The 22,131-nt window shown below is 44.4% G+C and carries 28 protein-coding genes and 1 pseudogene; 4 read left to right on the top strand and 25 right to left on the bottom strand.

Translation table 11 applies throughout. From position 1 onward, the window contains the following. Window position 1: 1 nt before the first annotated feature. From NNX04_RS11750 to NNX04_RS11725, 6 genes and pseudogenes are all read right to left on the bottom strand, one after another. Window positions 2-169, bottom strand: coding sequence for a hypothetical protein (locus tag NNX04_RS11750; protein WP_261945862.1), 168 nt, complete (start codon window positions 167-169; stop codon window positions 2-4). A 131-nt stretch (window positions 170-300) separates the two neighbouring features. Further along, window positions 301-1,056 carry a PoNe immunity protein domain-containing protein gene (locus tag NNX04_RS22835; RefSeq protein ID WP_315973046.1) on the bottom strand — a complete coding sequence of 252 codons (756 nt, stop codon included), beginning with the start codon at window positions 1,054-1,056 and terminating at the stop codon, window positions 301-303. Window positions 1,057-1,192: 136 nt separating this feature from the next. Then, window positions 1,193-1,561 (bottom strand): hypothetical protein, encoded by a 369-nt coding sequence (locus NNX04_RS11735; RefSeq protein ID WP_261945861.1) that lies wholly within the window; start codon window positions 1,559-1,561, stop codon window positions 1,193-1,195. Window positions 1,562-1,755: 194 nt separating this feature from the next. Then, window positions 1,756-2,493 (bottom strand): hypothetical protein, encoded by a 738-nt coding sequence (locus NNX04_RS11730; protein ID WP_261945860.1) that lies wholly within the window; start codon window positions 2,491-2,493, stop codon window positions 1,756-1,758. 19 nt (window positions 2,494-2,512) lie between these two features. Beyond that, window positions 2,513-2,641: pseudogene (locus NNX04_RS22905) on the bottom strand (hypothetical protein); the annotation flags it as partial. Between the two features lie 81 nt (window positions 2,642-2,722). Next, on the bottom strand, window positions 2,723-2,881 hold the full coding sequence (locus NNX04_RS11725; protein WP_261945859.1) for a hypothetical protein: 159 nt from the start codon (window positions 2,879-2,881) through the stop codon (window positions 2,723-2,725). 51 nt (window positions 2,882-2,932) lie between these two features. Here NNX04_RS11725 and NNX04_RS11720 point away from each other — a divergent pair, with 51 nt between their 5' ends. Then, entirely contained in the window at window positions 2,933-3,106 is a 174-nt protein-coding gene (locus NNX04_RS11720) for a hypothetical protein (RefSeq protein ID WP_261945858.1), read from the top strand. Between the two features lie 147 nt (window positions 3,107-3,253). Here NNX04_RS11720 and NNX04_RS11715 read toward each other — a convergent pair whose 3' ends face one another. From NNX04_RS11715 to NNX04_RS11635, 17 genes are all read right to left on the bottom strand, one after another. Then, window positions 3,254-3,931: a GAD-like domain-containing protein gene (locus NNX04_RS11715; protein ID WP_261945857.1), complete on the bottom strand. Its 678-nt coding sequence runs from the start codon at window positions 3,929-3,931 to the stop codon at window positions 3,254-3,256. A 12-nt stretch (window positions 3,932-3,943) separates the two neighbouring features. After that, window positions 3,944-4,837 carry a polymorphic toxin type 15 domain-containing protein gene (locus tag NNX04_RS11710; RefSeq protein ID WP_261945856.1) on the bottom strand — a complete coding sequence of 298 codons (894 nt, stop codon included), beginning with the start codon at window positions 4,835-4,837 and terminating at the stop codon, window positions 3,944-3,946. Between the two features lie 537 nt (window positions 4,838-5,374). After that, window positions 5,375-6,052: a GAD-like domain-containing protein gene (locus tag NNX04_RS11705; RefSeq protein ID WP_261945855.1), complete on the bottom strand. Its 678-nt coding sequence runs from the start codon at window positions 6,050-6,052 to the stop codon at window positions 5,375-5,377. Between the two features lie 121 nt (window positions 6,053-6,173). Further along, window positions 6,174-6,836 (bottom strand): GAD-like domain-containing protein, encoded by a 663-nt coding sequence (locus NNX04_RS11700; protein WP_261945854.1) that lies wholly within the window; start codon window positions 6,834-6,836, stop codon window positions 6,174-6,176. 14 nt (window positions 6,837-6,850) lie between these two features. Continuing rightward, window positions 6,851-7,333, bottom strand: coding sequence for a polymorphic toxin type 15 domain-containing protein (locus tag NNX04_RS11695; protein WP_261945853.1), 483 nt, complete (start codon window positions 7,331-7,333; stop codon window positions 6,851-6,853). Then, entirely contained in the window at window positions 7,290-7,640 is a 351-nt protein-coding gene (locus NNX04_RS11690) for a hypothetical protein (RefSeq protein WP_261945852.1), read from the bottom strand. Before NNX04_RS11690 ends, NNX04_RS11695 begins: the two co-directional genes overlap by 44 nt. Window positions 7,641-7,869: 229 nt before the next feature. After that, window positions 7,870-8,544, bottom strand: coding sequence for a GAD-like domain-containing protein (locus NNX04_RS11685; protein WP_261945851.1), 675 nt, complete (start codon window positions 8,542-8,544; stop codon window positions 7,870-7,872). 9 nt (window positions 8,545-8,553) lie between these two features. Continuing rightward, a complete protein-coding gene (locus tag NNX04_RS11680) occupies window positions 8,554-8,796 on the bottom strand; it encodes a polymorphic toxin type 15 domain-containing protein (protein ID WP_261945850.1) in 243 nt (80 codons plus the stop codon). Between the two features lie 17 nt (window positions 8,797-8,813). After that, window positions 8,814-9,608, bottom strand: coding sequence for a polymorphic toxin type 15 domain-containing protein (locus NNX04_RS11675; RefSeq protein ID WP_261945849.1), 795 nt, complete (start codon window positions 9,606-9,608; stop codon window positions 8,814-8,816). Window positions 9,609-9,668: 60 nt separating this feature from the next. After that, window positions 9,669-10,466 (bottom strand): DUF1911 domain-containing protein, encoded by a 798-nt coding sequence (locus NNX04_RS11670; RefSeq protein WP_261945848.1) that lies wholly within the window; start codon window positions 10,464-10,466, stop codon window positions 9,669-9,671. A 30-nt stretch (window positions 10,467-10,496) separates the two neighbouring features. Further along, the gene (locus NNX04_RS11665; RefSeq protein WP_261945847.1) at window positions 10,497-11,252 is read right to left on the bottom strand and encodes a PoNi-like cognate immunity protein; all 756 of its coding nucleotides are present in this window, start codon (window positions 11,250-11,252) and stop codon (window positions 10,497-10,499) included. A 41-nt stretch (window positions 11,253-11,293) separates the two neighbouring features. Beyond that, entirely contained in the window at window positions 11,294-12,712 is a 1,419-nt protein-coding gene (locus NNX04_RS11660) for a hypothetical protein (RefSeq protein WP_261945846.1), read from the bottom strand. Further along, a complete protein-coding gene (locus NNX04_RS11655) occupies window positions 12,709-13,779 on the bottom strand; it encodes a beta-ketoacyl synthase N-terminal-like domain-containing protein (protein WP_261945845.1) in 1,071 nt (356 codons plus the stop codon). The genes NNX04_RS11660 and NNX04_RS11655 overlap by 4 nt, the downstream gene beginning before the upstream one ends. Before the next feature lie 89 nt (window positions 13,780-13,868). Beyond that, a complete protein-coding gene (locus tag NNX04_RS11650; protein WP_261945844.1) occupies window positions 13,869-14,888 on the bottom strand; it encodes a cytochrome d ubiquinol oxidase subunit II in 1,020 nt (339 codons plus the stop codon). Window positions 14,889-14,898: 10 nt separating this feature from the next. Further along, window positions 14,899-16,254, bottom strand: a complete 1,356-nt coding sequence (locus NNX04_RS11645; protein ID WP_040391196.1) for a cytochrome ubiquinol oxidase subunit I — start codon at window positions 16,252-16,254, stop codon at window positions 14,899-14,901. A gap of 18 nt (window positions 16,255-16,272) precedes the next feature. Beyond that, window positions 16,273-16,833 (bottom strand): GbsR/MarR family transcriptional regulator, encoded by a 561-nt coding sequence (locus NNX04_RS11640; RefSeq protein ID WP_040391534.1) that lies wholly within the window; start codon window positions 16,831-16,833, stop codon window positions 16,273-16,275. Window positions 16,834-16,996: 163 nt separating this feature from the next. Continuing rightward, complete coding sequence (locus NNX04_RS11635; RefSeq protein ID WP_261945843.1) at window positions 16,997-17,881, bottom strand: MBL fold metallo-hydrolase; 885 nt, start codon at window positions 17,879-17,881, stop codon at window positions 16,997-16,999. A 117-nt stretch (window positions 17,882-17,998) separates the two neighbouring features. Here NNX04_RS11635 and NNX04_RS11630 point away from each other — a divergent pair, with 117 nt between their 5' ends. Further along, the gene (locus NNX04_RS11630) at window positions 17,999-18,916 is read left to right on the top strand and encodes a LysR family transcriptional regulator (protein ID WP_261945842.1); all 918 of its coding nucleotides are present in this window, start codon (window positions 17,999-18,001) and stop codon (window positions 18,914-18,916) included. Between the two features lie 58 nt (window positions 18,917-18,974). Here NNX04_RS11630 and NNX04_RS11625 read toward each other — a convergent pair whose 3' ends face one another. Next, complete coding sequence (locus tag NNX04_RS11625; RefSeq protein WP_007640148.1) at window positions 18,975-19,610, bottom strand: cysteine hydrolase family protein; 636 nt, start codon at window positions 19,608-19,610, stop codon at window positions 18,975-18,977. Between the two features lie 39 nt (window positions 19,611-19,649). On the opposite strand from NNX04_RS11625, the gene NNX04_RS11620 reads away from it, so the two are divergent. Then, on the top strand, window positions 19,650-20,723 hold the full coding sequence (locus NNX04_RS11620) for a GlxA family transcriptional regulator (RefSeq protein ID WP_081489638.1): 1,074 nt from the start codon (window positions 19,650-19,652) through the stop codon (window positions 20,721-20,723). Here the strand turns inward: NNX04_RS11620 and NNX04_RS11615 are convergent. Then, the gene (locus NNX04_RS11615; protein ID WP_081489639.1) at window positions 20,686-21,084 is read right to left on the bottom strand and encodes a winged helix-turn-helix transcriptional regulator; all 399 of its coding nucleotides are present in this window, start codon (window positions 21,082-21,084) and stop codon (window positions 20,686-20,688) included. The genes NNX04_RS11620 and NNX04_RS11615 overlap by 38 nt on opposite strands. An 89-nt stretch (window positions 21,085-21,173) precedes the next feature. Here NNX04_RS11615 and NNX04_RS11610 point away from each other — a divergent pair, with 89 nt between their 5' ends. After that, complete coding sequence (locus NNX04_RS11610) at window positions 21,174-22,016, top strand: SDR family oxidoreductase (protein WP_007640155.1); 843 nt, start codon at window positions 21,174-21,176, stop codon at window positions 22,014-22,016. The last annotated feature ends 115 nt before the right edge of the window (window positions 22,017-22,131 follow it).

The raw sequence follows: 22,131 nt of genomic DNA, 5'->3' as shown, positions 1-22,131 counted from the left end.
ACTATTTAATTATTTTTGATGTGACACTTCCGTCTGGTTTTACACGAATTAATCGCTTTTCAACGGTGCCATCACCAAATTCCAAACCTTCACGGATCGCTTTAATATCTTTTTGGGTTAAACCAGCTTTTTCCAATCTATCACTGCCAGTAACCCATGAATCACTCATCTGTATGCCATCGGTAGTTTTCCCTAACTTCGCCGTACCATATTTTGCTTCCGTAATAATGTAGTCTAGTGGTGGACTAGTATTTTTATAAACTCCATCAATTCTTGTCGCTCGTAAACGATTAAAGTTAATTAATCACCATGCACTAATGCAGCGGGATAATATTTATGGTTTCGGTAGCCGCTATCATCTAGTTTGAATACTAATGTTACCAACGCGGCTTCAAAGCACCAGTAGCCTGCATAGCCAAAGTTATTGGTGATGTTGTGTGTATCATAGAATCCATTTTTAACACATGCGGGGTACCAGTCATCCATAAATTTGTTCATGAGCAAAGGTTGTTGTTCTTTTTCTGCCTCAAGAGCATCTAGTAGCAACTGGTAAGGTTTTGCATAAAGTACTTTGGTGCCAATAGGGCGATCTGTATCGCCTAGCTTTACTGCAATCCGATCAAAAAGAATATCCAGACCTACGTTATCAACGAAGTGAAAAAGTTTTTCCAAATAATTCTGGCTGGCTCCTGCACTTACTGCGAAAGCTAGCCAAGTAAATGTTCCTTTATACGTTGAAAATCCTAATCGTTCCCATTCGACTCTATTTTTGGCCGCTTCTTTAGGTAATAGGTTTGCATAATGAAGTTGCATTTCTCGATGTTTTAATATGTCAATAAGGTCTTTTTTTGAATCTATTGTGGTGTCACCGCGAGAGTAGCAATAGATTAATTTTTCTATTAAGTTATTGCATAATCCTGCATTGATTTTCATTGCTGCAAGTGGTTTTGGCGTGGCTGTATTATTTAGATAATCGATATCTTCTGATATGAAATCAGTGCTATTTTGAATCGCATTATCAAAATAATATTTATCTCTTAATTTATCTCGTAACATGATGTTGTCCTTTTTTTAAATTCTTTACCCGCTTAAGGTATTGTTCTCACAGTAGTGCTTCCATCAGGTTTAACTCTCAGAAGAAATTTTCCACTGTGCCATCGCAACGCCTTAATCCTCGTTTAATCGCGTCTATCTAATTTGTTGATAGTCCTGCCTTCTCTAATCGATTACTTTCCGTAATCCAGCCATAACTCATCTGTTTTCTATCTGCAGTATTTTCTAATTTTTCAGTATTGTATTTGGCTTCGGTAATTACATAGTCTGGTGGTGGATTTGGATGTTTGTATACACCATCAATACCTGTTTCACCTGGCTTATAAGTTCCATTTGTATTGCCTAAAGGTTGATATCCATCGTTTACCATTTTATCGCGTGCAGTTTTTTCGCCGAAGGCCGATTTTTGAAGAGCATTTTTTGGTGAATAAGTTTTTATGTCTGGTGGTGGATCGGTATTTACTGTGTGTTTTTTATCAACACTGTCTGATATTTTCTTGCGCTTCAATAATTTCCCTAAATTTCTAAATGTCGAGCCAACGCTTTTTAGTTTTCCGGCGTGGCGGATTTTGCTGAAGCCACGAAATATTCTGCTTATTTAAAATGCAAGAAATGGCACAATAAATGCCCACTATAAAATGGGCATTTATTCGTTGTTAAACTGGGGGATGTGGAAAAATAATATATGCTTCGATTTTAAATCTATTCAATATTAAGATAACCTAAATCACCCAACATATCGCGAACATTTATTGCTAATTTTATTTTTTCGGATGAAACATCGGAAACCTCATCATCCAACCAAAAATAAACTCCTTCTTTTGTTGCTTGTTTTGATATTTCATGCGGAATCTTTTTTAAGATGTCATTTTTTTTAAAATAATTTAACCACCCTATTTGTATATCATAGGGCTTTTGGTAATCAACAACTTGATCAAAGAGACTATCTATAGATACGTATGCAGCAAGTAGCGGAATTACAGATAGCAGATGTTCTATAAAATTTTTCATTGTATCTGTCTGGTAAAATTTCTCGTGACCGATCTGAGGAAATTTTACATTGACAAAACCGATGCCGTCTTCCCCGCCAGCTCTTATTGTTATGGTGTATTTCCCATCTTGAGATTTCTTTGTATTTGAGTATGAATTAGAAAATCCCGCCCATGAAATGGAATCCAACAAAAAATCCTTTGAACCCGTTGGATTTTTATAGTTAATTTCTTTGTCATAGATATGCTGAAACACTATTGAATTAAAATTTGAAAAATCATCTTCGATCTTTGTCCAGGAGCTTGCCGTATTACCCCAACTATTAACAATCTCGAAAATAGGGTCAAATTTTTGTATATGCGAAATAATAATCTCGCTTAGCTTTATGTATTCATTTGCAGTCAACATTGAGCATTTGAATCTAGTGATTAATTCCAACATATCTTTCATATTTTTTATCCTTTTGGTGTTACGAAAACTTGGTATTACCCACAAAAAGTAGACACCCTTTCGATCCAGTCTCCCAATCTTTTGCATCAATTAACGTATTGGTTTCAGGGTCGTAACCATCAAATTTCTTTTTGCCACTTTTCATTCGATCTGTTTTAACAACGTATTCCGTATCCTTTGGCGCACCAGTAACTTTGGCCTGATAATCTGAACCTTTTTGTGGTGTTGTTTATTTTTGCCAAGTACCAAGACCCCCATCACTTTGCCCGTGTTGGTAGGTAGGTTTTTTCTTCGGTGTTAATTTTTTATCCTCTGGCAGCTCTGTCTTAACCGGTTTTTTCGTATCAACATTAACACGAACTTTTCTGCGCAATTTTTTGCGCTTCAATAATTTCCCTAAATTTCTAAATATCGAGACAAGGCTTTTTAGTTTTCCGGCGTGACGGATTTTGCTGGCGCCTTGGGCGACGTTGCCTATGCCGCCGGTGAACATGAGGAGCAGTGCGGTGAGGACGATTTCAAATACGCCACCACCGGCGAATTCTGCCCATTCGATGCTGGATTGCGCTCCGGCGTAATCTTTGCCAGGTTTAGTGAGTGTGTCGGCGATTAATTCACTAGATGTGCGTTTCGTGCTGCCACAACGTGAGCAATAGCCTTGCTCTTCTTACAGGCTTTTAGTTAAATTTTTGAAGAGGGGAGATGTAGTTAAAACGCCCTCATTTTTCGGTTGAGGGCTTAATAAAAAATATATTAAAAGCTACTTTCCGAACGCTTTGTTGGCTAGGCATTTAATGTCCATAATCTCGCGCTGGCCCATACTGGCTAAAATTTCATTTTGGATAAAGAAGTTTACTTTGTTAACTGCTTTAAATGTCTGTTCTCCACCCAGAAATGGCGCAGGCTCAAAGGTAAACATTTCATCATCTGCTAAGGCCCCCAATCTATCGATAGCGTATTGGAATATTGGTTCTTCGGTGTTGATGTCCTCTATATCCAAAGAAGAGGGCTTTAAGACGGTAAAGAAATTCAGAATTGCTTCGCTTGAACCCTCCTTGTTAATATAGTTTTCATCCGATCCATTATCAAAAATAGATCCTTCTAGTATCTCAATGTTGAAGTGTTGTCCGGTTTTTTCACCCCATAAAAAAAGTTCACCAAATCCAGAGCGAGCGAAAACATGAAAAGTGTCAATTTCAAGTAAACCAGTTCCCTTTAGCCAAGTTGGAATTGTCTCTTTGTAGATTTCTGGATTTACTATTTGGAATAGTCCGTCTAGAAAGCTACAAAACCCATATTCTGTCCAGCAATCGATTAGTGCATCGGGTAACCTATTTCTATATTTTTCAATTGTTTCTTGCGTAGCAATTTGTGAGTGTATCGGGCTTCCGAATTTTTTCAAAAACCATTCAAATTTTTTATTTTCAGTAATGCGCATCGTTTTCTCCTGTTATTTGCATCTCTCTAGGGTTACATTCATTTTTGCATCAGATCCTAGCTCTGCTGCTGCTTTTTTTGCTTGCACATCCATTATGTCCACCCGGCCGTCTTTGGCCCACTGGGATCCAAGGGATGAATTAATATTTTTATTGCCAACCCTAGAAATCGTATCGCCACCACCTGCAATCAAATCTGGATCATGTAAAGCAGCAAGCTGGGATAGTTGTTCTTTAGCCTTTTGGGCTGCCAATTTTTCCGCTTCTTCGCCAAAAATGTTTCTTTTGGCAAGTGTTACTTCAATTGAATCCTGAATTTTTCTCTGCAGTTTTTTTCTTGCTGCTTCTTGAGCCTTTCCTCCTTGCGTAAGAATTTCCCTTGCTTTTTCATGACCATATTGATCGGTTAGTTGTTGCAATGTTTGCCTGTTCTGCAAATACTCTCCAACAGTCATTTTATTCAATCCAGCTTCCTGCGCTTTTAATTGCTTATAAAATTCCTTTTCCATTGCTTGGGGGTCATCTTTAAGCTTTTCTTTGAGTGCATCGCCAGGCTTAAAGCATTTTGGTTTATGTTCATCCATTTTCTTAATTGGTTTAACGGAAGGTTTTTTATCCTCTGGCAACTCTGTCTTAACCGGTTTTTTCGTATCAACATTAACACGAACTTTTCTGCGCAATTTTTTGCGCTTCAATAATTTCCCTAAATTTCTAAATATCGAGCCAAGGCTTTTTAGTTTTCCGGCGTGGCGGATTTTGCTGGCGCCTTGGGCGACGTTGCCTATGCCGCCGGTGAACATGAGGAGTAGTGCGGTGAGGACGATTTCAAATACGCCGCCACCGGCGAATTCTGCCCATTCGATGCTGGATTGCGCTCCGGCGTAATCTTTACCAAATTGGGTGAGCATGTCGAGCGATTCTTTGTCGTCGGCGATGAAGGCGGTGATTTCGTAGGCTTCGGCGAATAATTCTTTGAGGCGCTGTAGCCCTTCGGAGGATAAATATTTGGCATCTATACCCAGAATGCGGGCGATGTCTTTTATCTCTTCGTCTTGCAGGTTTTTGGCAAGGCTTTGTTTCCATTGCGCTGAGGTGAGTGTGCCGTCTTCTTAATTATTTCTTTGCCTTGCTTTATTTTTAGTTGTGGTTTTTCTTTAAGATAATCAATGCTCTCGCCTAATAGTCGAGAGCATATACGATAATTATTTATTATATTATTGTTCTAAATTCAGATATCCAAGGTCTCCTAATATATTGCGTACTTATTTATATTGATTGTTTTCTCGATTGTGAATCAATTTTAAATTTTTTATAAAAATTTTCTGTGTGATTTATTAGATAGCTCTATGGATATGTACAGCTGCTATTTTTTAAAATAGTTTAACTAGCTATCTCAATGTAATAGTCTTTTTGTGGCCTACAGTGTATTCGTATAGATTTCTCTACTATTTCCCAAATGCTTTTTTGGCTAAGCTTTTAATATCCATAATTTGACGTTGTCCCATGCTGGCCAGAATTTCTGATTGGATAAAAAAGTCTACCTTGCTAAGTGTTTTTATCGTTTGTTTGCCGCCGAGAAACGGTGCAGGCTCAAAGGTAAACATTTCATTTTCTTTTAATGGGCCAAACTTTGCAATTGCTTGTTCAAAAATTGGCTCATCGATGTCAATATCTTCTAAATCAACGTTTTCTGGCGAGATGACACCAAAAAAACCTTTTAGTGAAACATCCTCTCCTTCGGATAGAATACGTTTTTCATCGCTACGCTTAAAAAAAAGTTGTGAGTCAATTATGTCTATTCTCCAGCTCTGCCCTGTTTTCTTTCCCCATAGTAGCAATGAGCCGAAACCAGTTCTAGCTATAACATGAAAGCTGTCGAGGTCTAGTACTCCTGTGCCTTTAAGCCAAGTATTCATCGATTCATGATAGTCACTAGGGTTGACAATCCAAAAGAGCCCATCTTTAAAACGGCAAAATCCGTACTCTTGCCAATATTCTAATAATCGATTGGGTAAAACACCTTTGTACGCGCCAAGAGTTGAGTTGTCGACAGCAATAGAATTTTGTGGTTCGCCAAATTGTTCTAAAAACCATTCGAATCTATCATCTAATTGAAAAGTCATGATTAATCCTTCACAAGATTGGTACTTAGTGCCTAGGTCAAGAACACTGGCATTTGCATATTGTTGTGTGTGTGAATAAAAAATGCCCACTCTGTGGTGGGCATTTTTTAGTTGCTATTTACTAATTTGATCCAAATAACTCGCCTGCACTAGGTAGTACAACTGGAGTATCCAAATCACAGAGAATAGAGAGCTGCTCTAATATTTTTACCTTTTTGATGTTGTTGATGTCGGCTATACCGCCCAATGCTAGTGCAGGTGAAAATGTATACATTTCATCATGCTCTAGAATTCCGTACTTTTTTAGGCAGCGCTGAAACAGTGGTTTATTGTTTTTATCATAGTAGTCAACTCTCTTTTTACTTTTAAACATAAAAAAAACTCCAACTGCTTTATCTATTTCTTCTGCGCTGAGTGTTTTTTTTGCTGCTTCACCAGGAATAATGTTGTTTAGGTGTGGATCAATAATTGTTGTTGAATCACTTTGACTTCCTCGAATATATAATTCGCCAAAAGCTGATCTTGCAATTGCGTAAAAATTCTCTCTTCCCCACATTGGAGTTTTTTGTAGCCACTTATCGACAATATTTTGATAGTCTTGTGGATTTACTATCCAGAATAGCCCTTCTGCAAAACCAGAAAATCCATATTCAACCCAGTAATTTTTCAGTTTATTGGGTATTTTTTCGTGAAAGTGCTTTAGCGTTTCTTCGTTGACCGGAATGGAGGAGGTGATAGGAGAAAATCCCTCCTCATTCAAAAATTCATTAAAATATTCATCCATATTTATACCCTCTTTTACGGACAGCGATGCATGTTAACATTCATTTTGTAATCCCCTTGGCCATTTGCGATGGCCTCTGCTGCTGCTTTGTCTAACTCAGTGACACGACTTTTCCATTGAGCGCCGATAGATTGGTTGACGCTTCCATCACCAAAGTCAGCAATAATGTCTTTGCCGCCTGCAATCATATCTGGATTATGTAATGCATTAAGTGTCTTCATCTTATCATCTGCCATACTCTTAGCTTCTGATTTTGATTTGGCAGCACCACTTTTGAAATAATTTTCGGCCAGTTCTTCAGCATACGCCTCTCTTTTGGCTGCTGTACTAGCTCTTTTTCCTGTGTATGCTTTCCTTCCCTCTAGATATTCCTTTGCTGTCATATTATTTAAGCCATCTTGCTGGCCTTTCAGTTGGCGGTCATATTCTGCCGGGGTTCCTTTTGCATTCTTCTTAAAGCAAGGCACATCTTTTTCTTTTTTTTTTTGCTGGAACAACAGAAGGTTTTTTATCCTCCGGCAACTCCGTCTTAACCGGTTTTTTCGTATCAACATTAACACGAACTTTTCTGCGCAATTTTTTGCGCTTCAATAATTTCCCTAAATTTCTAAATATCGAGCCAAGGCTTTTTAGTTTTCCGGCGTGGCGGATTTTGCTGGCGCCTTGGGCGACGTTGCCTATGCCGCCGGTGAACATGAGGAGCAGTGCGGTGAGGACGATTTCAAATACGCCACCACCGGCGAATTCTGCCCATTCGATGCTGGATTGCGCTCCGGCGTAATCTTTACCAAATTGGGTGAGCATGTCGAGCGATTCTTTGTCGTCGGCGATGAAGGCGGTGATTTCGTAGGCTTTGGCAAAGAGTTCTTTGAGGCGCTGCAATCCTTCCGATGATAGGTGTTTGGCGTCTATACCCAGAATGCGGGTGATGCTTTTTATTTATTCAGATTACGGGAAAGGGAGGTTAATGGGAGAATGCATTAAGCCTTTTGCTCTCTGCAAAAGGCTTAATTAAAGGATGAGTTAAGCGCTACTATCCTAGTGTTTTTTTAGCTAAACCTTTCATATCTGTTATTTCTCGTTGCCCCATACTTGCCAATATTTCAGATTGAATAAAAATATTAACTTTATTAATAGTTCGTAATGATCTTTCGCCGCCGATGAAGGGCGCAGGCTCAAAAGTGAACATTTCGTTGCTTTTTAAAGGATCAAATTTACTAACCGCATCCTCAAAAATAAAATTTTGAGTGTTCGAGTCTTTGGTATCTATCGTGTCAGGACTTATAATGCCAAAAAAGCTTTGAATTACATCGTCTGCATTATCTGCCAATATTTCTTTTTGGTAACTTCCATTATTAAATATTCTGCCATTCAAAGGCTCAATGCTCCAGCTTCTACCCGTTTTTTCGCCCCACAGATAAAGCACCCCAAAGCCTGAACGAGCAAAAACATGAAAATTATCCGTTTCCAAAATTCCAGTCCCTTTTAGCCAAGTATAAACTAATGATTTGTAGTCGTTAGGATTAACGATCCAAATAAGGCCATCTTTGAAGCTACAAAAGCCGAACGTCCTCCAGTATTCAAACAGTCTATTTGGTAATAACCCTTTGTAAGTATCAATTAAGTTTTCAGTCACATCTTCGGCTAACTGGGGTTTTCCAAATTGTTCCAGAAACCAAGAAAAATCTTCATCAAGTACGAATGTCATAGAAATCTCCTACTTGCATCGTTCTAATTTAACGTTCATTTTTGTGTCGGGGCCGGAAGTACTCATTGCGTTTTTGGCAGTATTATCCATTCCATCTACGCGACCATCCTTAGCCCATTGCGATCCAAGAGATGAATTTACATTTTTATTCCCCATTCCAGAAATTGTATCATTTCCCCCTGCTACAAGGTCAGGATCGTGTAACGCAGCTAACTGATCCATTTGTTTCTTGACTTGATTATTAACAATCACTTCTGCCTCTTTACTTCTTATATTTTTTTTCTTAGAGACTCTTTTATTGACTCCTTCATTTTTGCAGCAAGGTCATCTCTAGCATCTTGCTGTGCTTTACCCCCATTAGTAAGGATTGCGCGTGCTTTTGAATGTCCATGTTGCTCCGTAAGTTGTTGTAGCGTTTGGCGGTTTTGCAAATATGTGCCAACGCTCATTTTATTGATTCCCTCTTCCTGAGCTTTTAGCTGGCGATAAAATTCTTTTTCCATCCCTTGGGGGTCATCTTTAAACTTTTCTTTGAGTGCATCGCCAGGCTTAAAGCATTTCGGTTTGTGCTCATCCATTTTCTTAATTGGTTTAACAGAAGGCTTTTTACCCTCCGGCAATTCCGTCTTAACCGGTTTTTTCGTATCAACATTAACACGAACCTTCTTGCGCAATTTTTTGCGCTTCAATAATTTTCCTAAACTTCTAAATATCGAGCCAAGGCTTTTTAGTTTTCCGGCGTGGCGGATTTTACTGGCGCCTTGGGCGACGTTGCCTACACCGCCGGTGAACATGAGGAGTAGTGCGGTGAGGACGATTTCAAATACGCCGCCACCGGCGAACTCTGCCCATTCAATGCTGGATTGCGCACCGGCGTAATCTTTACCAAATTGGGTGAGCATGTCGAGCGATTCTTTGTCGTCGGCGATGAAGGCGGTGATTTCGTAAGCTTCGGCAAAGAGTTCTTTGAGGCGCTGCACTCCTTCCGAGGATAGGTGTTTGGCGTCTATAACCAGAGTCTGGGCGATGGAATCTAATTGTTGATATAAATGAAAAATACCCACTAGTGGGTATTTTTTACAGATGAGTAAAGTGTGTGCTTTTTTTGGAAAGTTTGATAATTATTATGAGAACGATAGATCCGCTGGATAGTGCCAATGTTTTTTAATGTCGGAATCGTCAATATTTAATAGATTCACTATCAGCACAGCTTCCAGGCTCCAGTAGCCGAAATAGAAATCCCAGTTTCCCTCTTCTTCATTTTCCTTGCTGTGATTGTTGTACCACGCTGACTGCCAACAGCTTGAATACCAATTATCCAGAAAGGTTTTCAATAATTCTATCCGTTTGCCAGGTGCTTCTTCAAAAACCTTTAGCAATGGTCGATACAGGTGTGGAAAACATAAGGAGCTTGCTTGTGCTGTGTTTTCATCCCCTAGTGTAATCGCAATTTTGTCCAGAAGTGCATCTTCACCTCTGTTGCCTATGCAGGCGAGGATTTCCATACAGTGTTCTTTTGATTGCTTTGTGGCTACAGCAAGGGATAGCCACCACAGGCTATTAATGTAACGGCTAATCGGGTGTATTCCATCAATTTCATCGTCACCGGTAATCCGTTCAAATTGTTGACGATAAATTTGTTGCCTTTGAGGCAACGTGCTGGCCTTTACGAGAAATATTTTTCTTGATTCAAGAATTTTCCCCACTTTTGGTTTTAGTGCATCAAGCGGTTCGCCACTTGAATAGCTGGCGATGGAGTACATTAATTGCAACTCAAACAAGTCGTTCGCTACTTTGGTTTGTTCGTCAGGAAGTGGCATAGAGCCGTCTTCCAGCGCAAGGGTTAAATTTTCTATTCCTTCGATGTATTGCGGTAAAAGATTCTTAAAGTAGTCTGCACTTTTTCGTGTATCTCGTGGCATTTCTTGTCGCTCGTAAACGATTAAAGTTGATTAATCACCATGCACTAATGCAGCGGGATAATATTTATGGTTTCGGTAGCCGCTATCATCTAGTTTGAATACTAATGTTACTAACGCGGCTTCAAAGCACCAGTAGCCTGCATAGCCAAAGTTATTGGTGATGTTGTGAGTATCATAGAATCCATTTTTAACGCACGCGGGGTACCAGGCATCCATAAATTTGTTCATTAGCATAGGTTGTTGTTCTTTTTTTGCCTCAAGGGCATCCAGCAGTAACTGGTAAGGTTTTGCATAAAGTACTTTGGTGCCAATAGGGCGATCTGTATCGCCGAGCTTTACTGCAATTCGATCAAAAAGAATATCGAGTCCAGTGTTATCAACCAAGTAAAAAAGTTTTTTCAAATACTCCTGGCTGGCTCCTGCGCTTACTGCAAAAGCTAGCCAAGTAAATGTTTCTTTATAAGTTGAAAATCCTAATCTCTCCCATTCAACCCTGTGCTTCTCTTCTTCTTTTGGCAGCAGATCTGCATAATGAAGTTGCATCTCTCTATATTTCAATAGATCGATAAGATAATTTTTTGACTTTTCTATTTTGTCACCACGGGAATAACAAAATTCTAATCTGTCCAATGTTATTTGACATAATCCTGCACTTGTTTTCATCGCGGCAAGTGGTTTAAGTGGATTTGTCGTATTGATGTATTCAATTTCTTCACTGATATACTCGTCAGTAAATTTAATCGCCTCATTGAAATACTCTTCGTTTCTCATTTTATCTCGCAGCATTAAGGCTCTCCTGTTGAATTGCTTTGTTTAAATGATGTTGGTTATGGGATTTTTTTAATTACAGTAGTGCCATCTGGTTTAACCCTTACAAGAAGTTTTTCTACTGTACCATCTCCACGCTTTAATCCCTGAGCGATAGCCTTTTGCTCCGATGGTGATAAACCAGCCTTTTCTAAACGCTTTCCCCCTGTAACCCATTTGTCGTCTAACTGCTTGGTACCATCCTTTAATTTGCCTAATTTTGCAGTATTGTATTTGGCTTCGGTAATTACATAGTCTGGTGGTGGATTTGGATGTTTGTATACACCATCAATACCTGTTTCACCTGGCTTATAAGTTCCATTTGTATTGCCTAAAGGTTGATAGCCATCGCTTACCATTTTTTCGTGTGCAGTTTTTTCGCCGAAGGCCGCTTTTTGATGAGCAGTTTTTGGTGAAGAAGTTTTTTTGCCTGGTGGTAGATCGGTATTTACAGTGTGTTTTTTATCAACACTGCCTGATATTTTCTTGCGCAATTTTTTGCGCTTCAATAATTTCCCTAAATTTCTGAATATCGAGCCAAGGCTTTTTAGTTTTCCGGCGTGGCGGATTTTGCTGGCGCCTTGGGCGACGTTGCCTATGCCGCCGGTGAACATGAGGAGTAGTGCGGTGAGGACGATTTCAAATACGCCGCCACCGGCGAATTCTGCCCATTCGATGCTGGATTGCGCTCCGGCGTAATCTTTACCAAATTGGGTGAGCATGTCGAGCGATTCTTTGTCGTCGGCGATGAAGGCGGTGATTTCGTAGGCTTCGGCGAATAATTCTTTGAGGCGCTGTAGCCCTTCGGAGGATAAATGTTTGGCATCTATACCCAGAATGCGGGCGATGTCTTTTATCTCTTCGTCTTGCAGGTTTTTGGCAAGGCTTTGTTTCCATTGCGCAGAGGTAAGTGTGCCGTCGTAATAGCTTTTGTAGCCTGCGTGCAGCAGGTTGTTGAGCCGTTCCAGTGGACTCAAGTATTGCGCGACTTCGGCGGTTTTGACCACTACATCTTTAGCGAAGGTGACAAGGCCAACCGCGCCATTCCAAAAACCTTTGGTGTAGGCCCAGTAATGGCTACCTGCTTGTTGCAGTGCATTTTGTTGCGCGAGTTCTTTTTCGTGTTTGGCGGCTTCGGCTTTTTGTTCCGCAACTATCGAGTCCAACACGGTTTTGATATTGGTGCGGGTTTGTTTGAGTTCGTCCTCCAGATCGTCTGACACCAATTCAAATTCAACGGAACCCGGTGGCAAATTGCTGAGGCAGGCTTGGCCTTGGTCGTTGAGTTTGCCGGCCCAGGTCATGCCTTCACTGTCGGTTGCAAGAAAGCTGCCTTTTACCGGCTTGCCGTTGGCGTATTTGTATTCCACTTGAACCCAGTGTGGTCTGTCCGGGTCGGTGATACTGGTGACGGCTATGCCTTCGCCTAGTTGAGTCATGCTGAGATCCTTTCTGGAATTACACAGATAGCAGCGCGATAGGCGCTATCGGAGGAGGTGCACACAAGGGCGGTGGTAGGTGTTGAGGGTTTAAGGCAGTTTAAGGCGGCGAGTGTGATCAGTGCGCCGCCGGTGGCTGCCCCCAAATCGCCGTAACAATCGGCGGGGTGTTCGTGTTTGAAATTGATGAGCCTGTGGCTTGAGCGGGTCATGGCGACGCCGAATTCTTTTGCCCAATAGTGCTCGCCGTTCATGCTGCTGAACACTGTACTGATGGAGAGATGTTCCGGTAGCTGCGACAGGGCGGCTTTTACTGCTGTGTCCAGGCCTTTGCCTTGAGAGGGCAGTTCACTGTAAATATGTCCCGGTTCTTCGCCAAAACCGGGTTGGCTCAGGGTGATGCGATAACCCTTGTCGCTCATGGCCAGCGCGGGGTTGTTGGTTAGCAATAAAAAGACAATGCCTTCGCCGGGCACAAAGGTGTCGGCTCTGCCGTGAGGGCTTTCGGATTTGAGGCGCCCATCGCGTTCCAATGCGTGCAACCACTTGCTGTGTTGGCAGCTATCGACGCCGCCAATCAGGATTTGCTCGAAGTGCCCGCCCTGTAGGTAGTGTTGCGCCAGTCGGATGGCTTCCAGCATGCCGGTGCGCCCGGTGCAGAGGATGCGACTGGCGCTGTAAAGGATAGGCAGTTCCGCCTGCGTGCGCAGCAGGGAGAGAAATTGGTTGGGTAATTGATTGTCCACACCGGGGTAGTTTTCCGGCCCGGCCATAATCAGTGGAATGGGGGCGCCTTGGTGTCCGGCAAGTATATCGAGCGCGCCAGTGCTGGCCATTTGTAACAGGCGTTCGTCGCGAAAGCTTAGGTCTGTGTCTTCCAGATCTTCGGCCAAGGGCAACAGTGCGCCGTCTGGTATGAGGGACAGCGTAATTTGGTGATGATCTGCGGTGTGGTAATTCGCCGATTGATAAGTGTTGATGCCTGCGCGATAAGCGTAAAAATTACTGAGAGAGTTGGGGCCAGCAGCGGTAATAAGGTGGGTCTTGGCAATATAGGTGGTGTGCACGCGACTAATCTCCCTGTTAGGTCGCGGTGGATGCTAGCGATTCCTTTCGCGTAAAAAAACCTACTGGTGCAAACTTTTTGTGATCGCCATCAATAATATTTCAACTGCGTCGCCTTGCCATGGAATACGCGATAGGCAAAGAAGGTGTAGCCGAGGATGGTGGGTAACACAATTATCACGCCGTACAAAATAAACATGAGTGACTCGGGGGCGCTGGCGGCTTGCCAGATGTCCATTTGGTTGGGTACAACGTAAGGATAAAAGCTGTAGGCCAAGCCGATAAAACTTAACAGGAAAATCATCGCGGCGGCGACAAAAGGAATCCAGCAGCCGACATCATTCGCGTAGGGTGCGCGGCGTAAATAGCGGTCGGCAATAAAAAATAAAAGAAAACAAAATACCGGAATTACCCACAATACAATTACCAGCGGTGTGCCAAACCATTTATCAAAAATGGTATTGCTCACTAATGGATTAACGATGGATACCGCGATAATGCCGAGTGCCATCAACCATGCGCAGCGGCGTGCCCACCAGGCGGCGCGTTTTTGTAAATCACTTTCGGTTTTCATTACCAGCCACGCCGCGCCGATAAAGGTGTAACCCGCTGTTACGCAAATTGCACTGAGTGCGGCAAATAAATGCGCGGCGATGGTGTCTTCAAAACCCATGACAAAAAGGCCGAGCATATAACCCTGCGCCAGAGTGGCGAGTAATGAGCCTGCTTGAAAAACCCGATCCCACAAACGTTTATGGTCTTCCGGCGCTTTGGCGCGAAAGTCGAATGCCACTCCGCGCAATATCAACCCGGCAAGCATTACGGTGACGGGCAAATATAAATTCAACAAAATCATGCTGTGCGCGCTGGGGAAGGCAATTAATAAAAGACCTATACCTAATACCAGCCAGGTTTCGTTGGCGTCCCAAAACGGGCCGATACTTGCGATCATGGTATCGCGCTGTTCTTCGGAATCGTTTGGCAATAAAATCCCGACGCCTAAATCGTAGCCATCAAGAATCGCATAAATAAATAATGCGAGCCCCATCAAGCCAATAAAAATAACGGGCAACCAAAATGCTTCGCCGGACAAGGTGCTGATATCGGTCATACTATTTTCCTCACAGATTTTCTTCGACGAGTTTTTCTTGCAGCGTTTCAATTTCTTGCGGACGATCCACCAACACCGATTTTCTCGCCATCACAAACAATGTGCGGATATAAGCAAACAGCAGTACTACGTAAAGCGTTAAATAAATGGCCAGCGAGGTGCCGACATTCGTGGCGGGTGTGCTGGTGACCGCGTCGGCCGTTTTTAATACACCGGTCACTAACCAGGGTTGGCGACCAATTTCTGTGACGTACCAGCCTGCCAGCGTGGCCAACCAACCGGAGAAAGTCATGCCGACAAATACTTTCAGTAAGAGCGGCGGAATTTCCTGCTTGCGCCAATAACAATAACAGCCCCACCAGGAAACGAGCAGCATGAGTACACCTATGCCCACCATCATGCGAAAGCCATAAAACAGCGGTGCAACCGGTGGGTGTGCATCAGGAAATTCATTTAAACCTTTTAATTCGCCGTCCATTTTGTGGGTGAGAATCAAGCTCGCCATGTTGGGAATTTCAAGCGCGTATTTGTTGGATTGGGTTTCCTTATCGGGAATCGCAAATAGCACCAAAGGCGCGCCCTTTTCGGTATGCCATACTGCTTCCATCGCCGCAATTTTTGCCGGTTGATGTTCCAGTGTATTTAGTCCGTGTAAATCACCCAGAAAAATTTGCATGGGAATTAATAGTGCTGCCGCAATAGTGGCCGTTTTTAAGGCAAGGCGCGGTGCGGGTTTGTGATCGCCTTTTAAAATGCGATAAGCAGAAATACCCGCAATTAAAAATGCAGCGGTTAAACCTGATGCGATCAGCATGTGCGATAAACGGTAGGGCATGGATGGATTAAAAATAATTTCCCACCAATCCAGTGGAAAGGCTTTGCCATCACGCATTTCAAAACCGACTGGCGTTTGCATCCAGGAGTTCAGGGCGATAATCCAAAACGCTGACATGCTGGTGCCAAAGGCGACTAAAAATGTGGCAAGGGTATGAATGCGGTTGGAGACGCGATCAATACCAAACAACATAATGCCGAGGAAAGTGGCCTCCAGAAAAAATGCGGTCAGTACTTCGTAGCCGAGCAGCGGGCCTGCAATATTGCCCACGGTTTCCATATAACCCGGCCAATTAGTGCCGAATTGAAAACTCATGGTAATGCCGCTCACTACACCCAGTGCAAAACTCAGGGCAAATACTTTTACCCAAAAGCGATAGGCGCGCATCCATACTTCGTCGCCACTGAAGTTGTAGCGCACTTTGAAATAAAACAAAAACCAACACAACGCGATGGTGATGGTGGGAAATAAAATGTGAAAGGAAATATTGGCCGCGAATTGAATGCGGGAGAGCATAAGCGTTTCGAGCATGACGGGTACCTCGGTCAATTATTTCGTGGATTCTTTTTTGCCACCCAATAAGCGGTCTTTCATATCGAGCACTTTGCCAATACTGCTACCAAGCTTGAGCAGCTTGCCGAGGTTGGCGGAATCGAGCCGTTGAATTTCCTGCGTCCAGAGCGTGATCATTTCGATCAGCTCGTGCATTTCACGCATCCGTTGCTGCGCGTATTCTTCGTCGGCATTGGCGGGTTTTTCGATCAGCAAATTGCGCAAGGTGGAAAGTGTCGGATCAATTTCACGCTTGCGGCGCTGTTCGATCAAAGTCTTGGCGATGTCCCACACATCGCCCGGCGCTGAATAAAATTCTTTGCGCTCACCGGGACGATGCTGCAGCTTCACCAGCTCCCACGACATTAATTCTTTTAAACCCATGCTGACATTGGAGCGGGAAATACCCAGCGCCTCGGTCATATCGTCGGCACACAGGGGTTCTTTGCTCAAGACTAACAGGGCATACATCTGCCCGACTGTGCGGTTGATCCCCCAGCGGCTCCCCATTTCACCAAAGTGGAGGATGCAGGATTGGATCATCGGGGTGAGGGTAATAGACATTTGCGAGATTCCTGTAATTTCAGTAATTACTGAAATTACAGGAATCATTGATTTGGGTCAAGATGAAAAGCACTTCATTGTGCGTTTGCGGAACAGGTGTAATTGCGAAGCTTGTGTAATCGAGGAGCTAGGGCAATGTGGATTCTTTAGGCGGCGGCTATTGCCCCCACTTCATTTCGCCCATGATGACTTTTGCACTTAAACCCAAAATGCTGTCGCCACCAATAGTGGGGTAGCTGGTTTTCATCTTGGCAATCAATTCAGCGGAATTGATTGAGGATTTGGCGGCGGCCTCAAAGTCCTTAATGTAGTTGCGGGTAAAGTTAACGGCATCAAGAGTCATTGGTTTGTCGCCCAGCATGTGGCCTGCAATGACGGTTTCCGGTTGTAATTTTTCAATTGTATCGAGCGTTTTGTACCACTTCTGACGCGACTCGGGCGTTTGGGTATCCGCTAAAAAAACATGCATGTTGTTAAATACCACTACACCACCCAACATGGTTTTGCTGGAGGGAATCCACACAAAAGTATGTTTGGGATCGTGGCCATCAATACCGACTATTTGTACTTTTTCACCATCAATCATCAATGTGTCGCCTTGCAGCACCTCCGGTACAACCAGTGTTTGCGGTGCATTTTCTTTGAGGATCGGCCCCCAATAAGCCTTTTTCGGCTCCATTGATGCTTTGATATAAGCTTGGGTATTTGCCGTGGAAACTACCTTGGCATTGGGGTAGGCGGCGGTGATGACATCCAGGCCAAAATAATAATCAGGGTCACCATGGCTGATATAAATAGTCGTTAATGCTTTACCGGATTTTTTGATCAGCTCAACAACCGACTGCGCATCATTCCGCTGGAACTGGGCGTCAACCAAAATGGCCTCCTTGGGGCCGGTAATTAATACCGAACTCACCGGGAACATGCTTTTTTCCTGAGGATTAAAGAGGGTGGTTTCCAATGTTGCACTGAGTGCCTGTGCGGCGCCAGTCACCATGGCAAAGAATGCACCTGCCTTAATTAATGTTGATGAAATTTTCATAGTAGCCTCTAAAAATTGGGTTGGTAGGTTTGTCCTGAAGGTGGACTTTAGGCTGATCAGGTCGCGTGAAAAATAGGCTATGATCTAAATCATCTTTCGCTTAAACAGAACAATACTATGCAACTTGATCGATTAAGGCGGATGGCGCTATTTGCGATGGTGGTGCGCCACGGCTCCTTTTCCGCTGCATCGCGCGCGTTGGATTTGGCAACCTCAGTGCTGAGTTCCGCCGTTAGCCAGCTTGAAGAAGAATTGGGTGTTCGCCTGCTAAACCGCACCACGCGCAGCCTGTCGCTCACCGAGGCGGGACAGCTGTACCATGAGAAATGCGTGGAGATGCTTGCAGCGGCGGAGACTGCCGAGGAAATGGTGGCCGGTGGTGTGGGCGAAATTGCCGGGCGGTTGCGTATTTCTGCGGCTTCCGATACGGCACAAAAAATTCTATTACCAGCGCTGGCGCCACTCGCCCGCCAGCACCCTAAATTGCTGCTGGATATTGTGGTGGATGACCGCATCGTAGATATGACTACCCAAGCTATCGACCTATCCATCCGCTCCGGCTGGCTGCGCGATTCATCGTTAGTGGCGCGCAAGCTGGCTGACTTGCACGAAATGTTGGTGGCAGCGCCGGATTATTTGCGTCGTTTTGGTGTGCCTGATTCGCCCGAAAGTCTGCGCGAACATCGCATTATTGGCTTTAATCGCTTTGCGGAACCGACCACGCTGGCTTTCAAAAACGCCGCCGGAGAAAGCGCACGCATTATGCTTACCCCGGGCGCCATGACCGACAATGTGGCGATGCTGCGGGATTTTGCGGTACAGGGTTTTGGCCTCGCCCGCTTGCCGAGTTATATGGTGCAACGCGAGTTAGCCAACGGTGAGTTGGTATTGCTCCTGCCTGATTGGGCGCTGCCCGGCGCGGGCATTTACGCTGTAACTTTGAAGCGTACACTTCAGCCACCCAAGGTGAGTGCGGCGATTGAGGCTATTGGAAATTATCTTGCTTCGTTACACGTCCCGCGTAAGTATGGTTGATGCTGCGTTCATCCTTGAAATCAGCCGTGCATGTGCTTCATGTGCCAAGTTTATTCAGCTATAAATTTTCTTTAACTGATCTGGCTCTTAGGTTCGAAACATAGACGTTGTCTGGCTCCAGCGCAGCATTATTGTTCACCGCACCTATCCACTCCTGTGTCGTTGCGACAGCGGCAAAATTGGAGTGGAACACGGTGCTAAAAACCCGATGTATTTCTTCTGCACTCGCTTTTCCGCCGGCATTTTCATAGGGCAAGGCGCCGGTGGCATCTGATAAATACTCCACTTTGTAGCCTTCATGGGCCGCGTGATAAATAGTCGATGCATTGCAGTTGTGCGTCATATAACCGGTGATCGCCAAGGTATCTATGTTGTTGGCCGACAACCATTGTTTGAGATCCGTGCCCGCAAAAACATCGGCCATGACTTTGTTGATGTGATGGTCTGCCGCAATTTCTTTAATCGCGGAATGCAATTGCCAGCCATGAGACCCTTTAGCGAATATGGGGGATTCTTCTGGAGCGTCATGTTGCACAAGGATAACGGGCGTTTTGTTTGCACGAGCCGTTTCAATTGCTAACAAGATATTGGGCAGTGATATTTCGACGGGCGGGTATTCAATCGGCATATTGCCGGTGAAGTATTCGTTTTGCACATCAATAACAATTAAGGCGCGGCGAGGGCTTACAGACATTGTATTCTCCTGGGATTGTTTGATCGCAAGGCTGTTTTGATGTGTTCATTGTCGCCAGCTTGTGGAGTAGAAAATAGTGGCCTGAAAGACATTATTCGATACAATCAGGCCATGAAAAAAGAATCTCCCCATTTACGACTCATCAATGTGGCGGTCATCGCCTTTGACGATATAACGCCATTCCATTTATCGGTACCGAGCATTGTGTTTGAGGCGGATCTTGGCAGCACTGCTGAGGTTAAGTTCAAGGTCACAGTTTGTGCGGAGAATGAAGGCCTTTTGAGTACCTCCAGTGGGTTTACGATTTCCACAGAACATAATTTATCGACAGTGGCTCACGCGGACATAGTCATCATGCCCAGCTGGTATGACGACTATCGCAGTGCGCCTACTGCGTTGCTTGATGCTTTGTGTTCAGCACATGCACGCGGCGCGCAAATAGTGGGCTTATGCTTGGGTGCATTTCCGCTTGCTGAGGCGGGGCTGCTGAATGGGAAAGGGGCGACAACACATTGGCTGGCGACTGGCGAACTGGCCAGCCGCTATCCCGATATTCATGTCAATCCGGAAGTCTTGTATGTGGATGAAGGCAATATCATTACCTCGGGTGGTGTGGCGGCAGGGCTTGATTGCTGCCTTCATATTTTGCGCCACATTGTGGGTGCTGAGGCCGCCAACAAAGTTGCCAGAAGGCTGCTGATTGCACCTCATAGGGATGGTGGACAAGCACAATTTATCGAGCGGCCATTGCCCATCTCCGGCAGTGACAATCGCTTGTCACAGATTCTGGAGTGGGTGGGGCATCATCTGGATGAACCGCATAGCGTCGATTCGTTAGCGGAGCGAGCGGCCATGAGCCGCCGCAATTTTACGCGGCATTTTCGCCAGCTTACCGGCACCTCGTTCAAACAATGGCTGTTAAACCAGCGCTTGTCCTATGCACAGCGAATACTTGAAAGTGGTGACCTATCAATTGAGTCCATTGCGCAGACAACCGGTTTCGGCACGGCTCTGTCGCTCCGCAAGCATTTTAAAAGCGCTTTTCGTACCTCGCCGTCGGTTTATAGGCGATTGTTCAAGCAGGAGACTTCAACACCGGCAGCGGAACGCTAAGATCGGCCAAGCTCGCCTCGTTGTATTTTACATTCCCCATAATTGTTTCATTCGGCACTGCGTCGCCCCAGGTTTTCATTGACTCCAGCACATCGCGTAAGCCTTCTCCTAACGGGGTTAGTTCGTAAACAACTCGCGGCGGTGTTTCTGCATAGGCTGTGCGAGTGACCAATCCGTGTGCCTCAAATCGTTTCAGCCGGTGAGTCAGGGTGTGCGCGCTTATACCCGGTAGTGCATCCCGTAATTGCGTGAAGCGCTGGGGGCCAAGGAGCAATTGCCGCACGATTAAGGTCGCCCATGGCCCATCAAGAAGGACTAAAAACCTGGCAACTCCACAGCAGGGAACTTTATTTTCATTCATGGCAAAAATTCTCTAATAGTGCATTTGACGTAACCAATCTTAGCATAGCACCATTAATACTCTGTTTAATTAACTATTGAGGAGTATTTATGACATATGTAGTTCACGGCGCAACCGGCGCACAAGGATCACCCTTGTTTAGAAAATTAGCGGCTGAAGGTAAACCGGTAGCGGCTGCCATTAGAAATCCACAAAATCTCGGTACGGGTTCAGCTGTAGCGGTTGATCTCATGTCGGTTCAATCCTTGGTTGCAGCTTATTTAGGTGCAGAAGGTGTTTTTATCCATCTGCCATTAGGGCCTGAAAGCCTGCGCCTGCAATACGCACACAATATCGCAGAGGCAGTTGGGCTCGCGCGCCCTAAGCGGGTGGTAATTTCTACTAGCGGGTGGGCATTGGGTGATTCAGAGGATAAGAGCGCGCTAGCCGAGTTGATTCGTAGAGTTGAAGCAACAGGCGTCTCTACCGCGATAATTGCGCCACGCTTATATCTCGAAAACCTGCTGTTACCGATAGTGATTGAGGCAGTGAAAACCGAGGGGATACTCCCTTATCCACTTCAGGCAGATTACCCGGTTTCCTGGTGTTCGCATCTGGATGTTGCTGATATCGCAGCCGCCCTTTTGACGAACCATGCGATCACTGGAGTCGTTGAGATTGGTCAGTTACCGGCGGTCACCGGTGATGAACTTGCGAAAGCATTCGCCAATCATTTTGGGCGAGACGTCAGCTACGTGAGTTTGACCCCAAAAGAATTTGGAGCGCGCTTGGCGGTATTGTTTGGCGAGGCGGTAGCGGCCGACGTTGTGGCAGGTTATGAAGCGAAAGCGCTAACCACGGATTCTGCGATCGATGTAACAACAAGTGCGCAGCAGCTATTGGGCATTAATCCACGCACAGTTGAACAGTGGTTGGTTGATATTGGAGTGTGAGACGAGTAGATAATTGAGCGGGTTTTTATTGGCAGACGTAGCTCAATTAGTGGCAATTAGAGATAGTCGTTGGTTATCTTGGTAGCCTATATTCTCCGATTGAACCCATCACCCG

The organism is Cellvibrio sp. QJXJ (genome assembly GCF_024452345.1).
Classification (GTDB): domain Bacteria; phylum Pseudomonadota; class Gammaproteobacteria; order Pseudomonadales; family Cellvibrionaceae; genus Cellvibrio.
This window is presented reverse-complemented; position numbering and strand designations above follow the sequence as displayed.